This window comes from Streptomyces melanogenes, assembly GCF_014649795.1.
Lineage (GTDB): Bacteria > Actinomycetota > Actinomycetes > Streptomycetales > Streptomycetaceae > Streptomyces > Streptomyces noboritoensis.
Map to the genome: position 1 here is coordinate 85,433 of NZ_BMTS01000008.1, position 21,869 is coordinate 107,301.

General features: G+C 72.3%; 18 protein-coding genes. 3 read left to right on the forward strand and 15 right to left on the reverse strand.

Going from position 1 to position 21,869, the window contains the following annotated elements; translation table 11 throughout:
* Nucleotides 1-9: 9 nt before the first annotated feature.
* The 13 genes from IE252_RS18840 to IE252_RS18900 are packed head-to-tail and all read right to left on the reverse strand — an operon-like array spanning nt 10 to nt 12,711.
* On the reverse strand, nt 10-594 hold the full coding sequence (locus IE252_RS18840; protein ID WP_190090606.1) for a hypothetical protein: 585 nt from the start codon (nt 592-594) through the stop codon (nt 10-12).
* A gap of 18 nt (nt 595-612) precedes the next feature.
* The gene (locus IE252_RS18845; protein WP_190090607.1) at nt 613-1,170 is read right to left on the reverse strand and encodes a hypothetical protein; all 558 of its coding nucleotides are present in this window, start codon (nt 1,168-1,170) and stop codon (nt 613-615) included.
* 9 nt (nt 1,171-1,179) lie between these two features.
* Entirely contained in the window at nt 1,180-1,683 is a 504-nt protein-coding gene (locus tag IE252_RS18850; protein ID WP_190090608.1) for an Rv1363c family protein, read from the reverse strand.
* Nucleotides 1,684-1,687: 4 nt separating this feature from the next.
* A complete protein-coding gene (locus IE252_RS18855) occupies nt 1,688-2,923 on the reverse strand; it encodes an MlaD family protein (protein WP_190090609.1) in 1,236 nt (411 codons plus the stop codon).
* Complete coding sequence (locus tag IE252_RS18860) at nt 2,920-4,068, reverse strand: MlaD family protein (protein WP_190090610.1); 1,149 nt, start codon at nt 4,066-4,068, stop codon at nt 2,920-2,922. The genes IE252_RS18855 and IE252_RS18860 overlap by 4 nt, the downstream gene beginning before the upstream one ends.
* The gene (locus tag IE252_RS18865) at nt 4,065-5,102 is read right to left on the reverse strand and encodes an MCE family protein (protein ID WP_268248415.1); all 1,038 of its coding nucleotides are present in this window, start codon (nt 5,100-5,102) and stop codon (nt 4,065-4,067) included. Before IE252_RS18865 ends, IE252_RS18860 begins: the two co-directional genes overlap by 4 nt.
* A 5-nt stretch (nt 5,103-5,107) precedes the next feature.
* The gene (locus IE252_RS18870; RefSeq protein ID WP_190090611.1) at nt 5,108-6,166 is read right to left on the reverse strand and encodes an MCE family protein; all 1,059 of its coding nucleotides are present in this window, start codon (nt 6,164-6,166) and stop codon (nt 5,108-5,110) included.
* Nucleotides 6,163-7,197, reverse strand: a complete 1,035-nt coding sequence (locus tag IE252_RS18875) for an MCE family protein (protein ID WP_190090612.1) — start codon at nt 7,195-7,197, stop codon at nt 6,163-6,165. Before IE252_RS18875 ends, IE252_RS18870 begins: the two co-directional genes overlap by 4 nt.
* Complete coding sequence (locus IE252_RS18880) at nt 7,194-8,477, reverse strand: MCE family protein (protein ID WP_190090829.1); 1,284 nt, start codon at nt 8,475-8,477, stop codon at nt 7,194-7,196. The genes IE252_RS18875 and IE252_RS18880 overlap by 4 nt, the downstream gene beginning before the upstream one ends.
* Before the next feature lie 23 nt (nt 8,478-8,500).
* Nucleotides 8,501-9,370 carry an MlaE family ABC transporter permease gene (locus tag IE252_RS18885; RefSeq protein WP_190090613.1) on the reverse strand — a complete coding sequence of 290 codons (870 nt, stop codon included), beginning with the start codon at nt 9,368-9,370 and terminating at the stop codon, nt 8,501-8,503.
* A gap of 1 nt (nt 9,371) precedes the next feature.
* Nucleotides 9,372-10,193 carry an MlaE family ABC transporter permease gene (locus tag IE252_RS18890; protein WP_190090614.1) on the reverse strand — a complete coding sequence of 274 codons (822 nt, stop codon included), beginning with the start codon at nt 10,191-10,193 and terminating at the stop codon, nt 9,372-9,374.
* The gene (locus IE252_RS18895; protein WP_190090615.1) at nt 10,190-11,239 is read right to left on the reverse strand and encodes an ABC transporter ATP-binding protein; all 1,050 of its coding nucleotides are present in this window, start codon (nt 11,237-11,239) and stop codon (nt 10,190-10,192) included. The genes IE252_RS18890 and IE252_RS18895 overlap by 4 nt, the downstream gene beginning before the upstream one ends.
* Nucleotides 11,240-11,253: 14 nt before the next feature.
* The gene (locus IE252_RS18900; RefSeq protein ID WP_190090616.1) at nt 11,254-12,711 is read right to left on the reverse strand and encodes a DUF6801 domain-containing protein; all 1,458 of its coding nucleotides are present in this window, start codon (nt 12,709-12,711) and stop codon (nt 11,254-11,256) included.
* 725 nt (nt 12,712-13,436) lie between these two features.
* On the opposite strand from IE252_RS18900, the gene IE252_RS18905 reads away from it, so the two are divergent.
* Nucleotides 13,437-14,720: a PucR family transcriptional regulator gene (locus IE252_RS18905; RefSeq protein ID WP_190090617.1), complete on the forward strand. Its 1,284-nt coding sequence runs from the start codon at nt 13,437-13,439 to the stop codon at nt 14,718-14,720.
* On the opposite strand, the gene IE252_RS18910 is transcribed toward IE252_RS18905, so the two are convergent.
* Nucleotides 14,656-16,563, reverse strand: a complete 1,908-nt coding sequence (locus IE252_RS18910; protein ID WP_190090618.1) for an AMP-dependent synthetase/ligase — start codon at nt 16,561-16,563, stop codon at nt 14,656-14,658. The genes IE252_RS18905 and IE252_RS18910 overlap by 65 nt on opposite strands.
* 237 nt (nt 16,564-16,800) lie before the next feature.
* Here IE252_RS18910 and IE252_RS18915 point away from each other — a divergent pair, with 237 nt between their 5' ends.
* Together IE252_RS18915 and IE252_RS18920 are read left to right on the forward strand one after the other, a co-directional pair.
* Nucleotides 16,801-17,796 carry an urea transporter gene (locus IE252_RS18915; RefSeq protein ID WP_190090619.1) on the forward strand — a complete coding sequence of 332 codons (996 nt, stop codon included), beginning with the start codon at nt 16,801-16,803 and terminating at the stop codon, nt 17,794-17,796.
* Nucleotides 17,797-17,877: 81 nt separating this feature from the next.
* On the forward strand, nt 17,878-19,956 hold the full coding sequence (locus tag IE252_RS18920) for an MDR family MFS transporter (protein ID WP_190090620.1): 2,079 nt from the start codon (nt 17,878-17,880) through the stop codon (nt 19,954-19,956).
* 31 nt (nt 19,957-19,987) lie between these two features.
* Here the strand turns inward: IE252_RS18920 and phsA are convergent, their stop codons facing one another.
* Complete coding sequence (gene phsA / locus IE252_RS18925; protein ID WP_190090621.1) at nt 19,988-21,820, reverse strand: O-aminophenol oxidase PhsA; 1,833 nt, start codon at nt 21,818-21,820, stop codon at nt 19,988-19,990.
* Nucleotides 21,821-21,869: the final 49 nt, after the last annotated feature.

Here is a 21,869-nt window from a genome sequence, read left to right on the forward strand (position 1 = left end):
GCCTCCGGATCAGCTGCCGCTGGGGGTGGGCGTACCGGCGGACGGGTTCGCGGTCGGTGCGGGCGCGTCGCCGACCGGTGCCTGGCCCAGGCGGCTGAGCTTCCAGCCCGCCGGGGTGCGGCTGAGTTCGCCGAGCATCCGGCTGTCCTTGGTGTTGCTCTTCCGGTCCGCGGCGACCACGGTGATCCGGATCGCGACCATCACCCGGGCCCGGCCCGCCCGTTCGTCGAGTTCGGTGACCGCGCCCGAGAGCACCTTGGCGGTGGTCGTGGTCCCGGCGCTCTCGACCTGCCGCTCGAACTGCTTCCTGCTGTCCTTGAGTTCCTTGAGCAGGTCGCCGGTGGCCGACTCCTCCCAGAGGTCGAGGCCGTGGGCGAGGTCGCCGTGGTCGAGGGTGTTCATGTTCTGTACGCCCTGCTCGCCCGCCTGGAGCACCTCGTCCCTGGTGCGGGCGAACGCGGCCCGCTCGTCGCGGGCGACCGCGTACCAGGAACCGCCCGTCCAGACGGCGAACGCGCAGGCCAGCGCGGCCGCGAGCCCGGTCGCCGCGGTACGGGACGGCCGTCTGCGCGCCCTAGATGTCAGCCGTGCCATGGCACCTCCCCTCTCGCCCTAACGGGCCTCGATCGCTGTGATCCGCCAGTGCCCGCCGTCGCGCCCGACGGTCACCGAGAGCTGCGCGGCCACCGTGGTCGCCTTGGCGCCGCGCCGCACACTGGTCTGGTCGAGGAAGAACAGCAGCTCCGCACGCGTGCCGGTGAGCCGCGTGACCCCGGCGCGGGCGACTCGCGTGGTGAGCGTCAACTCCTGTTCCTTTACGCGCTGTTGGACCTGCGCGAAGAGCGCGTCGTACTCCTTCGCCGCCTGACCTCTCAGCAGCGCGTGGGCGTCGGCGCGGGTGCGGGTCAGGGTCTGCGGGCCGTAGCTGAACACACGGCTCACCGCCGACCCCACCTCGTCCAGCACCGCGTCGGTCGCCGCCCGGTCGGTCAACGCGCGGTTGGCGGCGGCCGGGGAGTGCTTCGTCTGCCCGGCGAGCAGCAGCAGGACGCCGCTCGCCACCACCAGGGCCGCGACGAGCAGCGGCAGCAGGAATCGGCGCAGGCGTGTACGGGCAGCCGGTTCTTGAGCGGCGCGAGCCGTGGTGGCCGTCTCCTCGGTCGTGGTCATCGTGCCCCCTCAGCCCGTCCCGACCGCGACGGCGGTCAGGGAGGCGAGCTTCCAGCCGCCGCCGGTGCGTGTGAGGCCCGCCTCGAAGCGTTTGCGGTCGGTGGTCGGGGCGCCCGTGCGTGGCTGCGCCTCTATTCGTACGGTCGCGATCAGCCGGGCCGTGCCGGACCGGTCGTCGAGTTCGGTGACGGCCGCGTCGGTGACCTCGGCGCGGGTCGTGGTGCCCTGCTCTTTGAGGACCTCGGCGCTCTTGGCGCGGGCCGTACGCAGCTCGTCCCGGAGCGGGCCGGTCGTCGCATCGAGCCAGGCGGCCAGGCCCACGTCGACCTCGCGGGCGTCGACGGAGTTCAGCCGGGCGATATGGCTGCGCCCGGCGGCGAGTGCCGCGTCGCGGCTGTGCGCGTACGCCAGATCGCCGTCGCCCCGGGCCCGCGCGTACGACCACCCGGACACACCGCACAGGGCCAGGGCCAGCACGAGCCCCAGCACCAGCACCGGCCGTCGAAGCCTCATGCCGTCACTCCCCCAGTCCCAGCAGCCCGGCGAGGCTCGTCGGGCTCTGCGGCGGAAGGGAGGGCGCGCCCAGCACGCCGACTCCCCCGCCGGAGCCGGACAGTGAGCCCGGTACGGCCGGGGTGGGCAGCGGACCCCTGGGCGCGTTGCCCGAGCCGCGCACGTTCTGGCCGCTCGCGGCCGGGGCGGTGCAGCGCGCCGAGGTGTTCACGTGCGTACTCCCGGAGGTGTCGAGGCCGTTGCGGTAGGGGGTGCCCTCGTAGCCCTTCGTGCAGGGCAGTGGCTCGAAGAAGGTGGTGACCATGCCGAAGTTCACGCCGCCCGACCCGACGGCGGTGGAGCCCGCGGCGGCCACCCGGGGCAGCCGCACCATCAGCTCCTCGGTGCCACGCTGCCGGGTGACCAGCAGCTCGGAGGTGGTGGTGAGGTTGGCGAGGAGCACGCTCAGACCGGGGTCGGTGTCGCGCAGCAGCGCGGTGAACTCGTCGGCCGTGCCCGGGGTTTGGTCGATGAAGCGGCGGAGGTCGGAGTCGGAGTCCTTCAGCTGCTGGGCGAGCTGCCGGGCGCCCGTGGCGAAGGAGGTGAGGGCCCGGGTGCTGTCGGCCTGGGTCTTCAGCACGGTCTCCCCGTCGGCGAGCAGGGTGGTGGTGGCGGGCAGCGCCTGGTCGGCGGCGTTGAGGAACTGGCTGCCCGCGTCCAGGAGCACCTGGAGGTTGGAGCCCTGGTTGGCGAACGCCTTGCCGAGCTCGTCGACGGCGGTGCGCAGCTCATCCGTCGGCACCGAGGCCGCCAAGGAGTCGACCCCGGTGAGGAGTCGGGTGATCGGGGCGGGTGTGCTGGTGTCCTCGCGGGCGACCGTGTCGCCGTCGTGGAGGTAGGGCCCCCGGTCGGTGCGGGGCGCGAGGTCGAGGTACTGCTCGCCCACCGCCGAGAAACCGGCCACCTTCGCGTCCAGGTCGGCGGGGATCGGCGGCGTCCCGTCGTCGATGGCGAGGCGCGCCTCCACGCCGTCACGGGTCAGCGCGATGCCGCGGACCCGGCCGACGTCGACGCCCCGATAGGTGACGTCGGAACCGGTGAACAGGCCGCCGGTCTCGGCGAGTTGGACGCGTACGGTGTACGAGCCGGGCGCGCCGACGAAGCGGCCCAGGTCCGCGTACGTCACCGCGATGTAGCCGAGTACCAGCGCCCCGAGCAGCAGGAAGGCGAGGTTCTTGAGGTGCGTGCCGAGGGTGATCACCGGACACCGCCTTCCCCGACGGACGGCAGCGGCAGCGCGCCGCCGGGCGGCGCGGATCCGCCGTGCGCGGGGAGGATCAGGGTGCCGGGGACCGCGGCTACCTTGAGATAGACGTTGAGGTAGTCGCCCTTGACACCGGTCAGCACCTCGTCGGTGAACGGGTACGTCATCAGCACCTGGAGCGAGGCGGGCAGGTCGCGGCCCGCGTCGGCCAGGCCCTTCAGGGTGGGCGCGAGCGCCCGCAGGTCGGCGACGAGGTCGGCCCGGGTGCGCTCGACCGTGCCGACGGCCGCCGTCGACAGCGTGTCCAGGGACTTGAGCATGGTGACGAGCGAGCCGCGCTGGTCCCGGAGCACCTTGAGGCCGGGTTCGAGCCGGTCCAGTACCGTGCCGACCTTGGTGTCCCGGGCGGCCACGGTCGACGACAGCCGGTCGAGGGCGCCGAGCGCGTCCGTGAGGTCGCCGCGGTGCGCGTCGAGGTCCTTGGCGAAGGTGGCGATCCGGGTGAGGACGGAACGGGCCGAGGACTGCCGGCCGTCGAGGGCGCGGTTCAGCTCGCGCGTGATGGTGTTGATCTGCTGCACCCCGCCGCCGTTGAGCAGCATCGACAGGGCGCCGAAGACCTCCTCGACCTCGGCGTTGCGGTTGGTGCGGGCGAGCGGGATCACCGCGCCGTCCGCCAGCGGCGCGGTGTCGCGTACGGCGGCGGCGTTGCGCAGCCCGGCGGTGTCGTTGAGGTCGGGGCGCGGCGCCAGGTCCCCGGGCGCGACGAGCTGCACGTACTTCTCGCCGAGCAGGCTGGACTGCTCCAGGTTGGCGTAGGCGTCGGCGGGGAGGCGCACCTTGCCGTTGACCTTCATGGTCACCCGGGCCAGCCAGTCGTCCCCGCTCACCGTGATCTTCTCGACCCGGCCCACCGGAACGTCGTTGACCTTGACCGACGACTGCGGGAAGAGGCTGGTCACGTCCTTGAAGACCGCGGTGACGCGGTACGGATGGCTGCCGAGGTCGGCGCCGCCGGGCAGCGGCAGGTCCTCGATACCGTGGAACGACGGCATGCCGAACCCGCCCGGCACCATCGCGAGCCCGGTGGCGACGGCCGCGGCGCACAGCGCGAGTCCGCCCCGCGCGACGGCCCGCCTCATCGCGCGGCCCCCGGCGCGCTCCGCCCGTACGTCTCGGCGGCGGGCAGCGGCAGCAGACCCAGCTCGTTGAGGTCGGCGCGGCCGTCGATGGTGCGGGTCGCCGGGTCGTAGGCGTTCTCCAGGTTGGCGGCGGCGAGCGGAAGGGTGTCCAACGCCTCGCCCAGAGAGGCCCGTTGGTCGACGAGCGACTGGGTGAGCGCGGCGAGCCGGTCGACGTCCTTCTTCAGCCTGCCCCGGTTGTCGCGGATGAAGGTCTTCACCTGGCCCAGCGCGGTCCCGAGCTGGCGCAGCGCGGCCGCGAGGTCGTCCTTCTCGCCCGCGAGGAAGGTGGTGATGTCGCCGAGCCGCTGTTCGGTGGTGCGGACCGTGCCGTCGTTCTCCTTCAGCATGGTGACGAACGACTGGAGTTGGCGCACGGTCCTCACCAGGTCGGCGCTGGATCCGCCGAGCACCTTGGCGGCACCGCCGAGCTGCTGGACGGTACGGCCGGCGGCGTCGCCGTTGCCCTTGAGGTTCTTGGCGCCAGTGTCGATGAGGTCCGAGAGGGCGCCCTTCTTGTTGGCGCCGTCGGGGCCGAGCGCCTCGACGAGACCGCTGACGCTCTTGGCCAGCTCGTCGACCTCCATCGGGGTCGCGGTCCGCTCACGCGGGATGACCGCCCCGTCCGCCAGCGTCGGCCCGCTACCACTGTAGGCGGGGCTGAGCTGCACGAAACGGCCGGAGACGACGCTGGGGGCGACCACGACCGCCTGCACGAGCTGCGGAATCCGTACGCCCTTCTTGACGCTCAGGCTCACCCGCACCTGTCGGCCCTCGGGCCGGATGCGGCCGACGCTGCCGACGCGTACGCCCAGGACCCGCAGGTCCGACCCTTCGTGCACGCCGACCGTCCGGTCGAAGTACGCGGTGATGTGCAGGGCGCCGTCGTCGCCCCACACGCGCACGGCGACGGCCGACACGGCGGCCGCGACCAGCAGCGCGAACGCGATGCCGAGCGCGAGGAGCTTGCGCGGCCGGGGCAGCGTGAATCGCAAGGGCCTCAACTCCGTCCCCCCTTCCCTGGTTTCGGCGGCATGCAGCCGTCCGTCGGCGGGCTGCCCGGGGGCAGATACGTCTTGGGGACGAGGCCGCACAGATAGCTGTCCATCCAGTGGCCGTTGCCCAGGGTGTTGCCGACCAGGCGGTAGTACGGGCCCGCCTGGGCCAGGATCCGGTCGAGGCCCGCCTTGTTCCTGGCCAGGACCGCCGTGACGCGGTCGAGCGAGTCCAGCGCGGGCCCGAGTCTGGCCCGGTTGTCCGCGACGACCCCGCTGAGCTGGGTGCTCAGGTTCCGCGCGCCGGTGAGCAGGCCGTGGATGGCGTCCCTGCGGTAGCCGACCTCGGCAAGGAGCTGCCCGCCGTCGGCGAGCAGGCCGCGCACCCGGTCCTTCTTGCCGTCCAGCGTCCTGGTGACCTGGTCGGTGCCCTTGAGCAGCCGGGTGATCTGCTCGTCGCGGCTCGCGATGGTCAGCGACAGGTCGGCAAGGCCCGTGACGGCCTTGTGCACGCCCGGCGGGGTGTTCCTGAAGGTGGCCGAGAGCGTCTCGAAGCTCTTGGCGAGTGTCCGTGTGTCGAGCTCGCCCACGGTCTCGCCCAGGCCGTTGAGCGCGTCGAGCACGTCGTACGGGGAGGTCGTGCGGGTGATCGGGATGCGCCGGTGCGGGTTCTGGGCGGCGGTGCCGCGCGGGTCGACCGCCAGGTACTTGGAGCCGAGGAGCGTCCTGATGGCGATCCCGACCGTACTGGCGTCGCCGACCCAGGCGTCCTTGACGGTGAAGGCCACCTTCACCTTGGGCCCGTCGAGCCCGACCGCGTTCACCTCGCCGACCTTCACGCCCGCGATGCGCACCTCGTCGCCGGGGTGGAGCCCGGCCGACTCCTTGAAGTCGGCGGTGTAGCGGGTCCCGCCGCCGAGGAACGGCAGCGCCTTGACGTTGTAGACGAGCAGCCCGATCAGGGTCATGGAGAGCAGACCGACGACGGCGATCGCCACGGGGTGCCGCTCGGCGAGCGGTCTGCGCGCCTGCCTGCGGAGGCGCCGGATGCGTAACGGCCTCATCGGCGGCACCTCTGATCCTTGATCGCGATGCCGGTGGGAGGCGGGCTGCCGTCGTCGGTGACGACCCCCGTCACCCTCGCCTCGCAGAGGTACAGATTGAGCCAACTCCCGTACGAGACAAGGCGGGTGGCGGACTGCATCTTGGCCGGGGTGCGCCGCAGGAACTGCTCCAGGAGCGGTCCGTCGTCCGCGAGGTGGGCGGAGACGCGGCCGAGCTGGTCGATGCTGTCGCGCAGCGGCGCCCGGCCCTCGTCGAGCAGTCCGGCGGTGCTGGTGGTCAGCGCCGACAGGGAGCTGATCGCCTGCCCGATGGGCTTGCGGTCGCCGGAGAGGCCCGCCACCAGCTCGTCGAGGGTGTCGATCAGGCCGGTCAGCCGGGTCTCGCGGGTGTTGACCGTCCGCAGCACGGTGTTGAGGCTGTCGACGACCGACCCGATCACCGCGTCCTTCGCGGCGAGCGTGCTGGTGACCGACCCGATGGTGGTGACCAGGCTCTCCACGGTGGGCTCCTCACCCTGGAGCACCTGGACGACGGACCCGGCCAGCTTGTTGGTCTCGGCCGGGGAGAGCCCCTGGAACAGCGGCTGGAAGCCGTTGAACAGCTGGGTGAGGTCCAGCGCGGGCGAGGTGCGGCGCAGCGGAATGGTCCCGCCCGGCCGCATCGGCGGCTGCCCGAGCGGGCCGGTGCCGCGCTCCAGGGCGACATAGCGCTGGCCGACCATGTTGAGGTACTTGATCGAGGCGGTGCTGGAGGCGGGCAGGACCCGGCCCCGCTGGACGGAGAACCTCACCTCCGCGTACCGCCGTTGGACGATGTCGACCGACTCGACCTGGCCGACCTTGACGCCCGCGATCCGGATCGAGTCGCCCTCGGTGAGCCCGGTGGCGTCGGTGAACCACGCCTTGTACGTGTCCTTGTCGCCCAGGCCCGTGTTGCTGATGCTCAGCGCGAGCACGGTGGTGGCCAGCACGGTGACCAGGACGAAGACCGCCGACTTGAGGAGCGGTCCGGTGAGGGGGGCCCGGTTCACCTCAGCCTCACCTCCGCGCCCCGCAGCACCGGACCGGCGAGCACGCTCGACCAGTCGGGCAGCGCGTCCGGAGTCCGCCGCTCCCCGGCCGCGAGCACCTCGTTCACCAGGCTGTTCTCCTGCGGCGAGTTGGCCACGCCGAGCCCGCCGCCGACCGTGGCGAGCGCCGGGGACGCCGGGGGACGCCCGGACGCCGGGCCGCCGCTGTACGGGACCGGGTAGCAGGCCGGGCCGCCGGTGGCCGTGTAGCTCGGGGCGTCGTGGCCGGGCCGGTAGGCGCCCCGGTCCCGGACCACCGTCACGTCGACGTGCAGCCCCGGTTCGTCGGTGTCCTTGCCGAGGGCGCGGTCCATCGCGGGGACGAAGTCGGCCAGGGTCTTCAGGGTGCAGGGGAAGGCCGGGGCGTACCGGCCGAAGATCTGGAGGGAGGGACGGCTCGCGGCCGTGACCCGGATGAGGTTGCCCCGGTTCTGCCGGATCCAGGTGGTGAGGTCACGGGACGAGGTGGTCACCGACGCGTACACCGTGGCCAGCCGGTGCTGCTCGGCGGCGAGCGTGGCGCTGGTGGTGGTCGCGTCGTAGAGCGCGTCGACGATGTCGGGCGCCGCCTGCGCGTACCCCTCGCTCACCCGTACGAACTCCTTGATGTCCCGGTTGAGGACGGGCAGTTGCGGGTTGAACTTACCGAGATACGCGTCGAGTTGGGCCAGTGAGGCGCCGATCTTGTCGCCGCGTCCGCGCAGCGCGTCCGAGACGGCCGTGAGGGTCGCCGACAGCTTCTGCGGCTGTACGGCGGTGAGCAGCGGCAGCAGGTGGTCGAGCGCCGTCTCCAGTTCGACGGCGCCCCGGCTGCGGTCCTTCGGGATGACGCTGCCGGGCGCCAGCGGTCGGGCGGAGGGCCGGGCGGGCGGTACGAGCGCCACGTACCGCTGTCCGAAGAGCGTGGTGGGCAGCAGCTGGGCTGTTACGTCCGAGGGCACCCGGCGCAGTTGCCCCGGCTTCATGGCGAGGGTGAGCCGGGCGGTCCGGCCGTCCGTGTCGACCTTCTCGACGCGCCCGATCACCACGCCCCGCAGCTTCACGTCGGCCTGCGGGCGCATCTCGTTGCCGACCGACCCGGCCTCCACGACCACCCGGGCGGTGGACTCGAAGTCGTGGTGGTAGAAGGCGAGCGAGAGCCAGATCAGGGGGATCGGCAGCAGCAGGTACGCCAGCCCGGCCAGCCGTCGGCGGCGCGCGAGCACGGTGTCCGCCGGGCGCGCCTTCGCCGGGGCCCTCATCACCCTCTCCCGCACGGGCGCGCTCATCCCGCCACCTTCACCGTGGTCGTGGCCCCCCACAGCGCCAGGCTGAGGAAGAAGTCGGTGACGCTGATCAGCACGATCGCCGTCCGCACCGACCGGCCCACGGCCACACCGACGCCCGCCGGTCCGCCGGTGGCGCGGTAGCCGTAATAGCAGTGCGCCATGATCACCAGGACGCTGAAGACCAGCACCTTGAGGAAGGAGAGCAGCACGTCGGTGGGGGCGAGGAAGAGGTGGAAGTAGTGGTCGTAGGTGCCGGTGGACTGGTTGTTGAAGAGCACGGTGACCATCCGGGACGCCAGGAACGACCCGAGCAGCCCGATCCCGTACAGCGGGACGATCGCCACCGCGCCCGCCACGATCCGCGTCGAGACGAGATACGGCATCGAGCGCACACCCATGCTCTCCAGCGCGTCGATCTCCTCGTTGATGCGCATCGCGCCGAGCTGGGCGGTGAAGCCCGCGCCGACTGTGGTGGACAGGGAGAGCGCGGCGACCAGCGGGGCGATTTCGCGGGTGTTGAAGTAGGCCGAGACGAAGCCGGTGAAGGCGTCGGTGCCGATCTGGCTGAGCGCCGCGTACCCCTGGAGGCCGACCACGGTTCCGGTGAAGACGGTGATGCCGATCATCACGCCGACCGTGCCACCGATGACGCTCAGCCCGCCGCTGCCGAAGGAGACCTCGGCGAGGAGGCGCTGGACCTCCTTGGGGTAGCGGCGGACCGCGCGCGGGATCCAGAGGAGGGCGCGGAGGTAGAACAGGAGCTCGTCGCCGGGGCGGTCCAGCCAGGCGAAGAGCCGGCTCGGCTCGCGTGATCCTGTGTCGGTGTCCTTGGCGGTGCGGCCGCGTGCCCGGTCCAGGAGCGCCATGTCACAGCCCCTTCGCCGGGACGAGCTGGAGGTAGAGGGCGGTAAGCACCATGTTGACGAAGAAGAGGATCAGGAAGGTGAAGACGACCGACTGGTTCACCGCGTCCCCCACGCCCTTCGGCCCGCCCTTGGGGTTCAGGCCCCGGTGGGCGGCGACCACTCCGGCGATGAACCCGAAGAGCACCGCCTTGAGTTCGCCGATCAGCAGGTCGGAGAGCTGGGCGAGGGCGGAGAAGCTCGCCAGGTACGCACCGGGCGTGCCGTGCTGCACGATCACGGCGAAGAAGTAGCCGCCGAGCGTCCCGACCACCGAGACCAGTCCGTTGAGCAGCAGCCCGACCGACATGACCGCGAGGACCCTGGGCACCACGAGCCGCTGCACCGGCGAGACGCCCATGACCTCCATGGCCTCCAGCTCCTCGCGGATCGTCCGCGCCCCGAGGTCCGCGCAGATCGCCGAGCCCGCGACCCCGGAGATCAGCAGCGACACGATGAGCGGACTGGCCTGCTGCACGAGCACGAGGACGCTCGCGCCGCCGGTGAAGGACTGGGCGCCGAACTGCTGGATGAGGGAACCCACTTGGAGCGCGATGACCGCGCCGAACGGGATCGTCACCAGCATCGCGGGCAGGATGGTCACACTGGCGATGAACCAGAACTGCTCGACGAACTCCCGCACCTGGAACGGCCGCCGGAAGGTGAGCCGTACGACGGTCCAGCCGAGCGCGAAGAGTCTGCCGGTCTCACGCAGCGGGTTGAGGACCCGCAGCGGCGGCCGTGCCCCGACGGCCTTCCCGGCCGCCGGCTCGGAGGGCGCGCTCATGCCGGTCCCCCGCCCTCGTAGGTGTGCAGGGGTCTGGTCCGTACGAGCGTGTCGGCGCCGTTGGCCGTATAGGCTTCCGCCGTGTCCCGCAGGTCCGCCTCCACGGCCGCGCGGGCGGCGGGCGGCAGCTCGTCGAGCAGCTCGCGGACCCGGGCGCGGCGGCGCTGGACCGCCCGGCGGGCGGGCAGGCCGGGGGTGGGTTTGAGCTGCGGGGCGAGGGTGCGCCGGGTGGGCGGGCCGACGACGAGGCCGTGCGAGGCCTCCTCGGCGATGGTCGCCCGGTCCTTCTCCTCCGACATGCCGATGGGCCCGGCCCTGCGCCCGTTGAGGAACTGCTCGACGACCGGCTCCTCGCTGGTCAGCAGCACCTCGCGGGGCCCGAAGGCGACCAGCTCACGGCAGAACAGCATCCCCATGTTGTCCGGCACCGTGGTCGCGATGTCGATGTTGTGGGTGACGATCAGCATCGTCGCGTCGAGCTGGGTGTTGATGTCGATGAGCAGCTGGGAGAGGTACGAGGTGCGCACCGGGTCGAGGCCGGAGTCCGGCTCGTCGCACAGGATGATCTGCGGGTCGAGGACGAGCGCCCGCGCCAGCCCGGCCCGTTTGCGCATCCCGCCGGAGATCTCGCCGGGCAGCTTCCGCTCGGCTCCGGCCAGACCCACCACCTCCATGCGCTCCATGACGATCCGGCGGATCTCCGACTCCTTCTTGCGGGTGTGCTCGCGCAGCGGGAAGGCGATGTTGTCGAAGAGGCTCATCGAGCCGAAGAGCGCCCCGTCCTGGAAGAGCAGCCCGAAGAGCTTGCGGGCCTCGTAGATGTCCTTCTCGCGGCTGTTGGCCATGTCCACGCCGTCGACGAGGACCCGGCCCCGGTCGGGGCGGAGCAGCCCGACGATCGCCTTCAGGAACACGGTCTTGCCGGTGCCGGAGGGGCCGAGCATCACGCTGATCTCGCCCGCGGGCAGGGTGAGCGTGACGTCCTGCCAGATGGTCTGCCGTCCGAAGGCCTTGGTCAGCCCCTCGACGACCACGTCGATTCCCATGGCTTCGCGGCTCCTCAGCGCCGGGGCAGTTCGGGGACGGGCGGGGCGCTGCCGGCCCCCGCGAGCTGCCCCTGCCGGATCCGGACGGCGTTGCCCGGGCCGGAGAGGGCGGCGGTGAACAGCGGCGACAGGTCCTCGCCCCGGCTGCCGCAGCCGGCGAACGGCGGGATGGCGATCTGCCCGTCGAGGATCCCGCCGGTCAGGAAGTTGTACGAACCGCTCAGGACCGTGTCGAAGGGCCGGGCGGTGCGGCAACGCCGTCCGACGTCCAGCGGCACGCCGTTGACGCGTACGTCGTGGACGCGCAGGTACTGCCGGTAGGCGATGGTGGTGGTGAACGTCTCGCCGCGCCGGATGTTGACGACGGTGACCGGCTCCGGCTCGAAGCTCACCCTCGCGCTGGTGGGCTGGAAGCCGAAGGCGAGGAACGTGGAGCGGGCGTCGGGGAAGCGCAGCAGCCCCACCGAGTCCGACTCGTCGTAGTCGGGGGCGCCGACCGTGCGCTTGCCGAGGTTGAGGTGCATCGGGCCGGGGCTGTCGTGCGGGTCGTTGACGACCATCGCGCTGCCGAGCTTGTGCACGGTGGCGTACCCGACGGCCACCACGCAGAGCGAGGCGCCCAGGTGCCCCTCGACCGCTCCGGGCGGCGGCTTGGGCAGCCTGCTCGGGTCGAGCTCCCCGGCGGGCGGGTCCGCCGGACAGACGGGCGCGGTGGCGAGCGGGGCGGGGCCGACCTGGATCGCGGGCTTGTGCGTTCGGGCGTCCGCGCTCGTGGACGGGGCCGGGGAAGCGGCGGCGGTGCCCGGGGTTGAGGGCTCGGTCACCGTCCAGGCGGCGAGGCGCGGGCCGGGGGGTGCTGCGGGGAGGCAGTGAAGCTCCAACGGGGCGGTGGGACTGGGTGGTTGGGTCGCTCCCGGCGACTCCGAGGCGCCCGGAGCCGGGGTCGATCCCGACGAGGGAGCCGCTCCCACCTGCACCATCAGCGTCAACTCCCCCGCTGTGAGCGTCACTTCCCCCGGCGACCCCACCGTGATCACCGGAACCTCACCCGCGAACACGGGCAGCAGCCCGTCGGCCCCCGCACCGACGGCGGGCGCGACGAGTCCCGCCCAGTCGGCGCGGGCCGACGCCCCGTTCTGGGCGACGTCGACGGCGAGGCGGGCGGTGCCGGAGACCTCGGTGGCGCCCGGGGGCAGGAGCGCGGCGACCGCGTCCGGGGTCAGCTCGGGGCGCACGGCGAACCGCTCGGCCCGCAGCGGCTGTCCGGGGCGGCCGCCCGTCGGATGGACGCCGGTGAAGCCGACGGTGACGGCCCGGTGTACGGAGCCCGCCGCACAGTCGTAAATGGCCTGAACGCCCGTCTCACGGTCCCGCGCAATTGTCCCCGACGCCGGAACAAGGCCGAGGAGAAGCGCGATCACGCCGAGCGCGGCGGCGATAGCGGCACCACGCCGGTCGAATGCACCGCCCATGGCTCTGCTCCTGTGAATAGCGGTTCTACGGGCGCCGGGAACGGCCGATGTCGCCGTGACGTTACGTACGGGTAACCCGGTGCCGCAATACCGCTCGCGCGCGAATCTCCGATCTCCTCGCCCACCGGTGATTACTTGTCACCGGCGCCACAATTCCGGTCGGTCGCATTGTCAACGGCGGCACAGAACCCGGGCGCACACAGAGGCGGGGCCCCGCGATCCGGGGGGACGGATCGCGGGACCCCGCCGGGATCCGCAGCCCTGGGGCGTGGGCCGCGCCGCCGGGGAGCGGGCGGCGGCCCGCCGTGAGGGGCGGCGAGAGCCGTCGGCCCCGGGGCACCGAGGACGCTACGCGCGGGGAATCGGGCCGTGCAATACCCGACGGCCGAATCCGGCCGTCGGCGGAACGGCCGCCACGCGCACGCATGTTATTGCGCGGCGACCGACCGTACCCCGGAAATTCGTACACAGGTCAACGTTTTCGCTCGTGTTCGGGCAATCCCATTGCCACTTGCGCGCCGGGGCGAGCACCTTTGTGTCCGGCCGGTACGAGAACCCGTCACGGGGCACACATTTCCTCCGTACGCACTGGTGCCTTCGGGCGCGGGCTGGTCTATGTTGCAGATGTTGTGAGTTGACGTCGGCCCCGCAGCAGGCCCACGGTGCGTCGCCCACCCGAGCCGAAACGTCGAGCCGTACGTCCCGGCCAGTGAAAGGGACAGCGCATGCCGAACGCCCTCCACGCATCGGCCTCCTCGGAGCAGCTGGGACCGATCCCCCGGGAGCTCGCCACCATCATGTGGCCCGAACTCCCGCCGCTGCTCGACGAGATCAAGGCCGAGGTGATCCGCGCCTACCCCGAGTTCGCGGACGTCTTCGCGGGCCCGCACGGCCGGTTCGTGCACTCGGCGATCGAGCAGAGCCTGACCATCTTCGTGGACCAGGTGGTGCGGCCCTCGGTGCCCTCGCCGCTGCGGGACGAGATGATCCGTACGTTCGGCCGGTTCGCCGCCGCCCACGGCCGCAGTCTGGACACCCTGCGCGGCACGTTCCGCATCGGCGCCCGGGTCGCGCTGCGGCACACCAAGAAGGTGGGCAAGCGCTACAACCTCTCCCCCGTCTTCATGCTGTCGTTCGCGGACACCCTGTTCGCGTACATGGACCAGTTGGAGGCGCTGGCCAGCGAGGGCTATATGGAGGCCAGGTCGTCGGCCGAGGACGACCAGGACGAGTTACGGAGAAAGATCCTGCGGCTGATCGCGTCGGGCAGCGGCACACCCCGGGCCACCCTCGTGGAGCTGGCCGAACGGGCGGGCTGGCAGCTGCCGGAGGAGCTGACCCTGGTGGCGCTGAGCGCCGGCGCCCACCCCGCCCGCACCGCCCTGCACGGCGACGTGCTGATGGACCTCGGGGACCCGCAGCCGTATCTGCTGGTGCCGGGCGCCCTGGACGCGGAGCGCCGCTCGGCGCTGGCCCAGGCGCTGGGCGGGGCTCGCGCGGCGGCCGGGCCCACGGTGTCCCTGGCCGGGGCGGCCGACTCGCTGCGCTGGGCCCGCCAGGCGCTCGGCCTCGCGCTGTCCGGGATCATCACCGAGGCGCCCGTCGTGCACTGCACGAACCACCTGGTGACCCTGCTGCTCATGTCGGACCCGGCGCTGCTCGAACTGCTCGCGGCCCGTGAACTGGCCCCGCTCCAGGGCCACACGGCGACCCGCCGGGAGCGTCTGATCGAGACGTTGCGGGCGTGGCTGGCCACCCGGGGCACCGCCGCCCAGATCGGTGAGGTGCTGCACATCCACCCGCAGACCGTGCGCTACCGGATGCGCAACCTCGACGCGGCCTTCGGGCGCCGGCTGGCCGACCCCGAGCACCGCTTCGCCACGGAGGTCGTGCTGCGCGCGATGCATCTGCGCGAGCGCGCCGACGCCCTGCCCGCCTCCTCGGTCACTCCTTCCCGTACAGCTCCTCGATCTCGTGGGCGTACGCGGCGGCCACCGCCCGCCGCTTGACCTTCAGGGACGGGGTGAGCAGTCCGTTCTCCTCGGTGAACTCGCCCGCCACCAGCCGGAACCGGCGGATCGACTCGGCTCGCGAGACCGCCGCGTTGGCGTGGTCCACGGCCTTCTGGACGTCCGCGACGAGCTCCTTGTCCTCGACCAGCTCCTCGACGGGGGTGTCCTTGGGCCGCCCGCGCACGGACAGCCAGTGCTGGAGCGCGTCGGGGTCGAGCGTGACCAACGCGGCGACGTACGAACGGTTGTCGCCCACGACCACGCACTGGCCGACGGGCGGACGGCTGCGCAGCCGGTCCTCCAGGACGCCGGGCGAGACGTTCTTGCCGCCGGAGGTGACCAGGATGTCCTTCTTGCGTCCGGTGATGGTGAGATAGCCGTCGTCGTCGAGCCGCCCGAGATCGCCGGTCGCGAACCAGCCGTCCGCCAGGACCCCGTCGGTGGCCTCGGAGTTGTTCCAGTAGCCGCCGAAGACGATCGGCCCCTTCACCAGGACCTCGCCGTCGTCGGCGATGCGGACCGAGGTGCCGGGCACGGGCTGGCCGACCGTGCCGGGGCGCGGGCCGAGCGGCGGGGTCAGGGAGGCGGCCGCGGAGGTCTCGGTGAGCCCGTAGCCCTCGAAGACGAGGATGCCGGCGGCGTAGAAGAAGAGGTTCAGCTCGGGGTCGAGGGGCGAGCCGCCACTGAGCGCGTGCCGCAGCCGGCCGCCGAGCTCCTTGCGTACGCGCCGGTAGACCAGCAGGTCGTAGAGCGCGTGGCCGAGGCGGAGTGCGGGGCCGGGCCGCTTCCCCTTGCCGAGGAAGTGGTTCAGTGCCGCCTCGCCGTAGCGCACGGCGATCCGGTCGGCGCGGTCGAAGGAGGCGGCGCGGCCGATCCGCTCGGCGGTGGCCCGCCCGGTGTCGTGGATCTTCTCGAAGAGGTACGGCACGCCGACGACGAAGGTGGGCCTGAACGCCCGGAGTTCCGGCCGGAGTTCGTCGGGCTTGAGGCTGGGCCAGTGGCCCAGCTCGATGCGCGCCAGCAGGCAGGCGAGCTGGAGGGTGCGGCCGAGGATGTGGGCCAGCGGCAGGAACAGCAGGGTCGAGGCGGCCCGTTTGCTGACCTCCCGGAAGACGGGGTGCATCAGCTCGACGGTGTTGGCGGCCTCGGCGTACAGGTTGCCGTGGGTGAGCACGCACCCCTTCGGCTTTCCGGTGGTGCCGGAGGTGTAGCAGAGGGTGGCGACGGTGTCGGGGCCGAGCGCGGCGCGCCGCTTGGCGACCTCCTCGTCGCTCGTCTCCCGCCCACTGACAGCGAGTTGGGCCAGAGCGCCGTCCTCGATGACGAACACCCGGCGGCCCTCGGCGGCCGCCCCGGCCGTGCGCACCTCGGCGCCGCTCTCCGCGATCAGCATCCCGGCGCCGGAGTCCGCGAGGATCCAGTCGATCTGCTCCGCCGAGGAGGTGGCGTAGACGGGGACGCTCACCCCGCCCGCCGCCCAGATCGCGAAGTCGAGGACGGCCCACTCGTAACGGGTGCGCGACATCAGCGCGACCCGGCCGCCGGGTTCGAGTCCGGCGGCGACCAACCCCTTGGCGGTGTCGGCGACTTCACGGGCGAAGGCGGCCGCGGTGACCGGCTGCCAGCGCCCGCCACGCTTGCGGCGCAGCACCACCGCGTCCGGCGCCTCGGCGGCGTTGGTGAACGGGATGTCGGCGACGCTGCCCGTGCCGGGCCCGGCGGCGAGCGGGGCGACCCGCGCCTCGCGCACCTCACCGCCCTCGCGCACGAGCTCCACCCGGGCCCGCCCGGTGAGACCGCCGCGCCGCACGGCCGTCCTCAGATCCTTCCGTACGCCCATGCGCGACTCCTCTGCTCGGCTCAGGGCGGAGTGGTACGGAGCACTTACCGGTGGTACGAGAAATGACTGACTGGTCAACTTACCGTCGCGTAACGAGAAATCAATCCCACCGGATCCGCCGAGCCGCGCGGACGATTGTGGGAGGTTCCGACCAGAGCGCACCTCTTGCCCCGGCCTGGCCCGCGCCCCTTACAGTGCCCTGGGCCGTCGGGAGCCCGTCGGACGGGAGGGATTCAGGTGGGGCACTCGCGCGCCGCGCGGTGGGGGCGGTTCGCCGTCCACGTCCTGCGGGGGCAGGCTCAGGTCGACTTCGTGCCGAGCGCCGTGACCGGCGCGGTCTTCTCCGTGGGGCTCTTCGTGGCGGGCTGGCACTACGGTCTGTACGGGCTGCTGGGCACCGCCGTCGGCACCGGCACCGCGCGGCTCCTCGGCGTGGAGCGGGGGCGGGTCGCGGCCGGGCTCGAAGGGTTCAACGCCTGCCTGGTCGCCGTGGGCTTCGCGGTGGTCCTGGGAGCCGGGCACCTGTCCACCGCGCTGCTCGCGGCGGGCGGCTGCGCGGTGGTCACCGTGGTCGCCGGGGCCACCGCGACCGTGCTGCGCACCTGGGGCCTGCCGACCCTGACGCTCCCCTTCTGTCTGACGGCGAGCGCCATGACGATCGCGGCGCCGGGCTTCGGCAAGGTGTGGCACCAGGGCGAAGGACCGGCCGCGCTGGCCCGCGCCGCCGAGGGCCCGGTCGGCCCGGGCCTGAGCGATGTGGTGCACGGCTTCTTCGCCAACGTCGCCCAGGTCTTCCTGGTGCCGCAGTGGTACGTGGGGCTGATCTTCCTCGCCGGGATCTTCGCGGCCGACCGGCTCGCGGGCGCGATGGCCTGCGCGGGCAGCTCCGTCGGGATCCTCACGGCCTGGGCGCTGGGCGCACCGGCGGAGCGGATCGCGGACGGGACGATGGGGTACAACGCGGTACTGGTGGCGATGGCGCTGTGCGGAGTGCTGCTCGCCGCCGACCGGTGGAGCCTCGGCTTCGCGGTGGTGGGCGCGGCGACCGCGACCGTGCTCGGCCCGGCGCTGAGCGCGCTCCTCGCCCCGGCCGGGGGCCGTCCGTTCACCTGGCCGTTCGTCCTGACCACCCTGGTGTTCCTGGCGTCGGTCCCGGCGCTGCCGAGGCTGCGGCGCACGGGCGCTCCGGTGCCCGCCGAGCCGGACGGAGTACGCGCGCCCCTGCCCGGCTGACCCGCCGCGAAGGCCTCCCCGGGCTCACCCGCACGGCCTACAGGGCATGCGCCCCACCTGCGGCGGTGTGAGGGTGCCAATGTGACCACAGCCAGCGACACCGCACCTCCGGCACCCGCCGCGCCGCCCGTGCTGGACGTCCGCCAGCGCAACATCGTCTTCGGCACGATCATGCTCGGGATGCTGCTGGCCGCGCTGGACCAGACGATCGTGGGCACCGCGCTGCCGACGATCGTCTCGGACCTCGGCGGCGCCGCGCACATGTCCTGGGTGGTCACCTCGTACCTGCTCGCGGAGACCGTCGCGACCGCCCTGGTCGGCAAGTTCGGCGACCTCTTCGGCCGCAAGGTGGTCTTCCAGGTCTCGGCGGTCGTCTTCATCACCGGCTCGTTCCTGTGCGGCCTGGCGACCAACATGTCGCTGCTCATCGCCTGGCGGGCGCTCCAGGGCATCGGCGCGGGCGGTCTGATGGTCACCGCGATGGCGCTGATCGCGGATGTGATCCCGCTGCGCGAGCGCGGCAAGTACCAGGGTGCGATCGGCGCGGTGTTCGGCGTCGCCACGGTCATCGGGCCGCTGCTCGGCGGGCTGTTCACCGACCATCTGAGCTGGCGCTGGGCGTTCTACGTGAACGTGCCCATCGCGGTCCTGGTGGTCATCGCCGCCGCCCGCACCATCCCCTCGATCCGCTCGGTCGCCAAACCGGTGATCGACTACCTCGGCATCGGCCTGGTCGCGGCCGGGGCGAGCGCCCTGATCCTGGCGACCAGCTGGGGCGGCAACGAGTACGCCTGGACCTCACCCACCGTCATCGCGCTCTTCGCGGGCGGGGTGGTGGCGCTGGCCCTGTTCTGCTGGGTGGAGACCCGGGCCGTCGAGCCGATGCTGCCGATGCGGCTGTTCCGCAACCCCGTCTTCACGGTCTGCTCGGTCCTCAGCTTCATCGTCGGCTTCGCGATGCTGGGCGCGATGACGTTCCTGCCGACCTACCTCCAGTACGTGGACGGCGACTCGGCGACCGTCTCGGGCGTGCGCACCCTGCCGATGGTGGTCGGGCTGCTGATCGCGTCGGTCTTCAGCGGCAACGTGGTCAGCAAGACCGGCCAGTACCGGATCTTCCCCATCGTGGGCGCGCTGGTGATGGGCGTCGGGCTGTATCTGCTCTCGCTGATGGGGCCGGACAGCGGCGCCTGGCTGGAGTCGCTGTACATGTTCGTGCTCGGCCTCGGCATCGGCCTGTGCATGCAGGTCCTGACGATCGCCGTGCAGAACACCGTCGACTACGCCGACCTCGGCACCGCCACCTCCGGCGTGACCTTCTTCCGTACGCTGGGCAGCTCCTTCGGCACCGCGGTCTTCGGCACGATCTACGCCAACACCCTCAAGCCGAACCTGGCGGACGGGATCGCGGCCGCCGCGAAGGCGGGCGGGGCCGACCCTGCGGCGCTCGCCAAGGCCGCGCAGTCCCCCGAGGGCCTCAAGTCGCTGCCCTCGACGACGGCCGCGCCGATCGTCCAGGCGTACGCGGACTCGCTGCACACCGTGTTCCTGTGGACCGTGCCGGTGGCGGTCGTCGGGTTCCTGGTGGCGCTGTTCCTCAAGCAGGTCGAGCTGCGCGACACCGCCCGCTCCGCCTCCACCGACATGGGCGAGGGCTTCGCGCAGCCGTCGACCGGCGACTCGCAGAAGCTCCTGGAGCTGTCGGTCGGCAAGATCGTCCGTAGTACGGGCATCGACACCGCGCGCCACATCGTGACCCGCTCCGACACCCGGCTCGACATGGCGGGCGCGTGGGCGGTGATGCAGGTGGAGCTGTTCACCAGGATGGTCGGGCACGCGGGCCTCGGTCTGATCGCGGCCCGCCGCCATGTGCCGCCGGAGGTGCTGGTGCCGGTCTTCCAGCGGATGGTCGACGAAGGGTTCCTGACCCGCGAGGGCACCTACTTCTCGCTCACCGAGGGCGGCCGGCGCGAGGTCGACGCGATCAGCGCGTCCTGGTCGGACTGGCTCAACGAGCAGTTGGAGCGGGACCGGGGCCGCCCGCGCAGCGCGGAGCTGCGGGCCGCCGCCGACGCCATCGCCAAGCGGCTGCTGGCCGAGGACCTGGCCAACGGCCTGCCCCCGGCCGACCGCGAGACGGTGGGCGCGGCCCGGTCCTGACCGCACCCCCGATCCGAGGAGCCCCCGTGTCTCAGCCCGTATGCCCTCCGTGGCCGTCGTGGCCGCCGTGCCCGGCGTGGTCGAACTTGAGCGCCTCCGGCGGCGCCACCACGAACGGCCGCATCATGCCCATGTCCTCGTGCTCCAGCAGATGGCAGTGGTACATGAACCGCCCGTACGCCCCGTCGAAGCGTCCCAGCACCCGCACCAGCTGCCCCGCCGGGACCCGGAAGACGTCCTTCAAGCCGCGCTCGTTGGGCGCCAGCGGGACCGGCCGGGTCGCGTCGTAGGCCACCGGCTTGCGGGTGCCGCCCAGCTTCGCGTCGAAGCCGTCCACGGTGTACGTGTCCCGGCCCATCAGCTGGAAGTCGGCGAGGTGGATGTGCATCGGGTGGGTGGGACCGCCGAGGTTGAGGAAGCTCCACTGCTCGAAGGTGCCCTCGGCGACGGTGAACCCGAGGCCGTCGTTGAAGGTGCGCGAGATCCGCCGGTACGTCTTCACCGTGCCGTCGGCGCCCTGCACCTGGATCACCCCGTCGGCCGGTGTGGTCGGCCCCTCGGTGACCTCGGCCATCTCCCAGATCTCCGGGTGGCCGCCGCCCCCGACGGTGCCGGGCGGGGTGAGCACGACCAGCCGGTGGCCGTGGTGCACCTGCCCGTGCTCGTACCGCCGGAAGGAGCCGGAGAGGACCTGCGGCAGGACGAAGGCGTCGGGCTCGGGGCACTCGCGCACCCGGAACTCCATCACCTGCGGGTAGCGCACGTTGTTCACCGGGTCGGGCACCCCGGCCGGCTTGCCCGCGCCCTTGTTGACCAGGCGCAGGCTGCGGCCCGCGAGCTCCCGGAGGTCGACGAGCAGGTCCATGCGTTCGGCGGGCGCCACGGTCAGCGTCGGCAGCGCCGCGTCGAAGTCGACCGGCACCGGGGCGGGCAGCAGGCCGCCGTCGCTGCCGATCTGGTGGAGCACGCCGGGCACCGGGTTGTCCTCCTCGTCGAGGAGCACCAGGTCGTAGATGCGCGCGTTGGACGCGTTGACGAGCCGGAAGCGGTACCAGGCGGCATCGGCTTCGAGGTAGGGCCAGATCACTCCGTTGACCGTGGTGAACGGGCCGGTGAAGGGCAGCGAGACCGGCCGGCCCGTCTCGGCGTTCTTCGGGTCGACGACGACGGTCTTGTGCAGCAGCCGTCCGTTGAGGCGCCCGTCCTCGTCGGTGTCGAGGTTGCGGTCGGCGAGGATCAGCGGCATCTCCCGCTCCCCGCACGGCAGTCGCAGCGCGTCCTCCTCGTCGTCGCGGAGCAGATACGTGCCGACCAGCCCGGTGTACACGTTGAACCGGGTGATGTTCATGGCGTGGTCGTGGTACCACCACTGCACGGCCCGGTGGTCGTTCGGGTACTCGGACAGCTGGGCGTCGCCCTGCGCCACCGCGTTGTCGGCCCAGCCGTCGTTGCCGCCGCCGGTCTGGGCGCCGTGCAGATGCGTGACGGTCCAGGCGGGCAGCGCTGCCACATCCGCATTGGGCTCGACGCCGCCGCGCCCGGCCTCGGTGGAGGCGGGCGGGGTGCCCTGCGGGCGCACCGGCACCTCGACGGCGGTGACCGGGTACTCGCTGCCGCGCGGCACCCGGTTGGTCCAGGCGATCCGCACCCGCTCGCCGCGCCGCACCTCGATGGTGGGCCCGGGCACGGTGCCGTTGTAGCCCCACATCAAGGTGGGCGGCAGCTGGCTGTGCAGCCGCACCCAGGCGGGACGGACGGCGATCTCGGTCTCGCGGTGCACATCGACCCTGGCGGGCCGCAGCACTTCGGGAATCGGGAGCCGGTCGGTGTAAGGGACGAGCTCGTCCCCGGCGGTGTCGGACATCTTTCCCCCTGATCCGGGCGATTACTGCCGCATTCTGCCGCATACACCG

Excerpts from the sequence above, each read along its gene's own strand:
- IE252_RS18840 (WP_190090606.1), bottom strand. The coding sequence starts at position 594 with ATGGCACGGCTGACATCTAGGGCGCGCAGACGGCCGTCCCGTACCGCG.
- IE252_RS18845 (WP_190090607.1), bottom strand. The coding sequence starts at position 1,170 with ATGACCACGACCGAGGAGACGGCCACCACGGCTCGCGCCGCTCAAGAA.
- IE252_RS18850 (WP_190090608.1), bottom strand. The coding sequence starts at position 1,683 with ATGAGGCTTCGACGGCCGGTGCTGGTGCTGGGGCTCGTGCTGGCCCTG.
- IE252_RS18860 (WP_190090610.1), bottom strand. The coding sequence starts at position 4,068 with ATGAGGCGGGCCGTCGCGCGGGGCGGACTCGCGCTGTGCGCCGCGGCC.
- IE252_RS18870 (WP_190090611.1), bottom strand. The coding sequence starts at position 6,166 with ATGAGGCCGTTACGCATCCGGCGCCTCCGCAGGCAGGCGCGCAGACCG.
- IE252_RS18880 (WP_190090829.1), bottom strand. The coding sequence starts at position 8,477 with ATGAGGGCCCCGGCGAAGGCGCGCCCGGCGGACACCGTGCTCGCGCGC.
- IE252_RS18885 (WP_190090613.1), bottom strand. The coding sequence starts at position 9,370 with ATGGCGCTCCTGGACCGGGCACGCGGCCGCACCGCCAAGGACACCGAC.
- IE252_RS18890 (WP_190090614.1), bottom strand. The coding sequence starts at position 10,193 with ATGAGCGCGCCCTCCGAGCCGGCGGCCGGGAAGGCCGTCGGGGCACGG.
- IE252_RS18895 (WP_190090615.1), bottom strand. The coding sequence starts at position 11,239 with ATGGGAATCGACGTGGTCGTCGAGGGGCTGACCAAGGCCTTCGGACGG.
- IE252_RS18900 (WP_190090616.1), bottom strand. The coding sequence starts at position 12,711 with ATGGGCGGTGCATTCGACCGGCGTGGTGCCGCTATCGCCGCCGCGCTC.
- IE252_RS18905 (WP_190090617.1), top strand. The coding sequence starts at position 13,437 with ATGCCGAACGCCCTCCACGCATCGGCCTCCTCGGAGCAGCTGGGACCG.
- IE252_RS18910 (WP_190090618.1), bottom strand. The coding sequence starts at position 16,563 with ATGGGCGTACGGAAGGATCTGAGGACGGCCGTGCGGCGCGGCGGTCTC.
- phsA (WP_190090621.1), bottom strand. The coding sequence starts at position 21,820 with ATGTCCGACACCGCCGGGGACGAGCTCGTCCCTTACACCGACCGGCTC.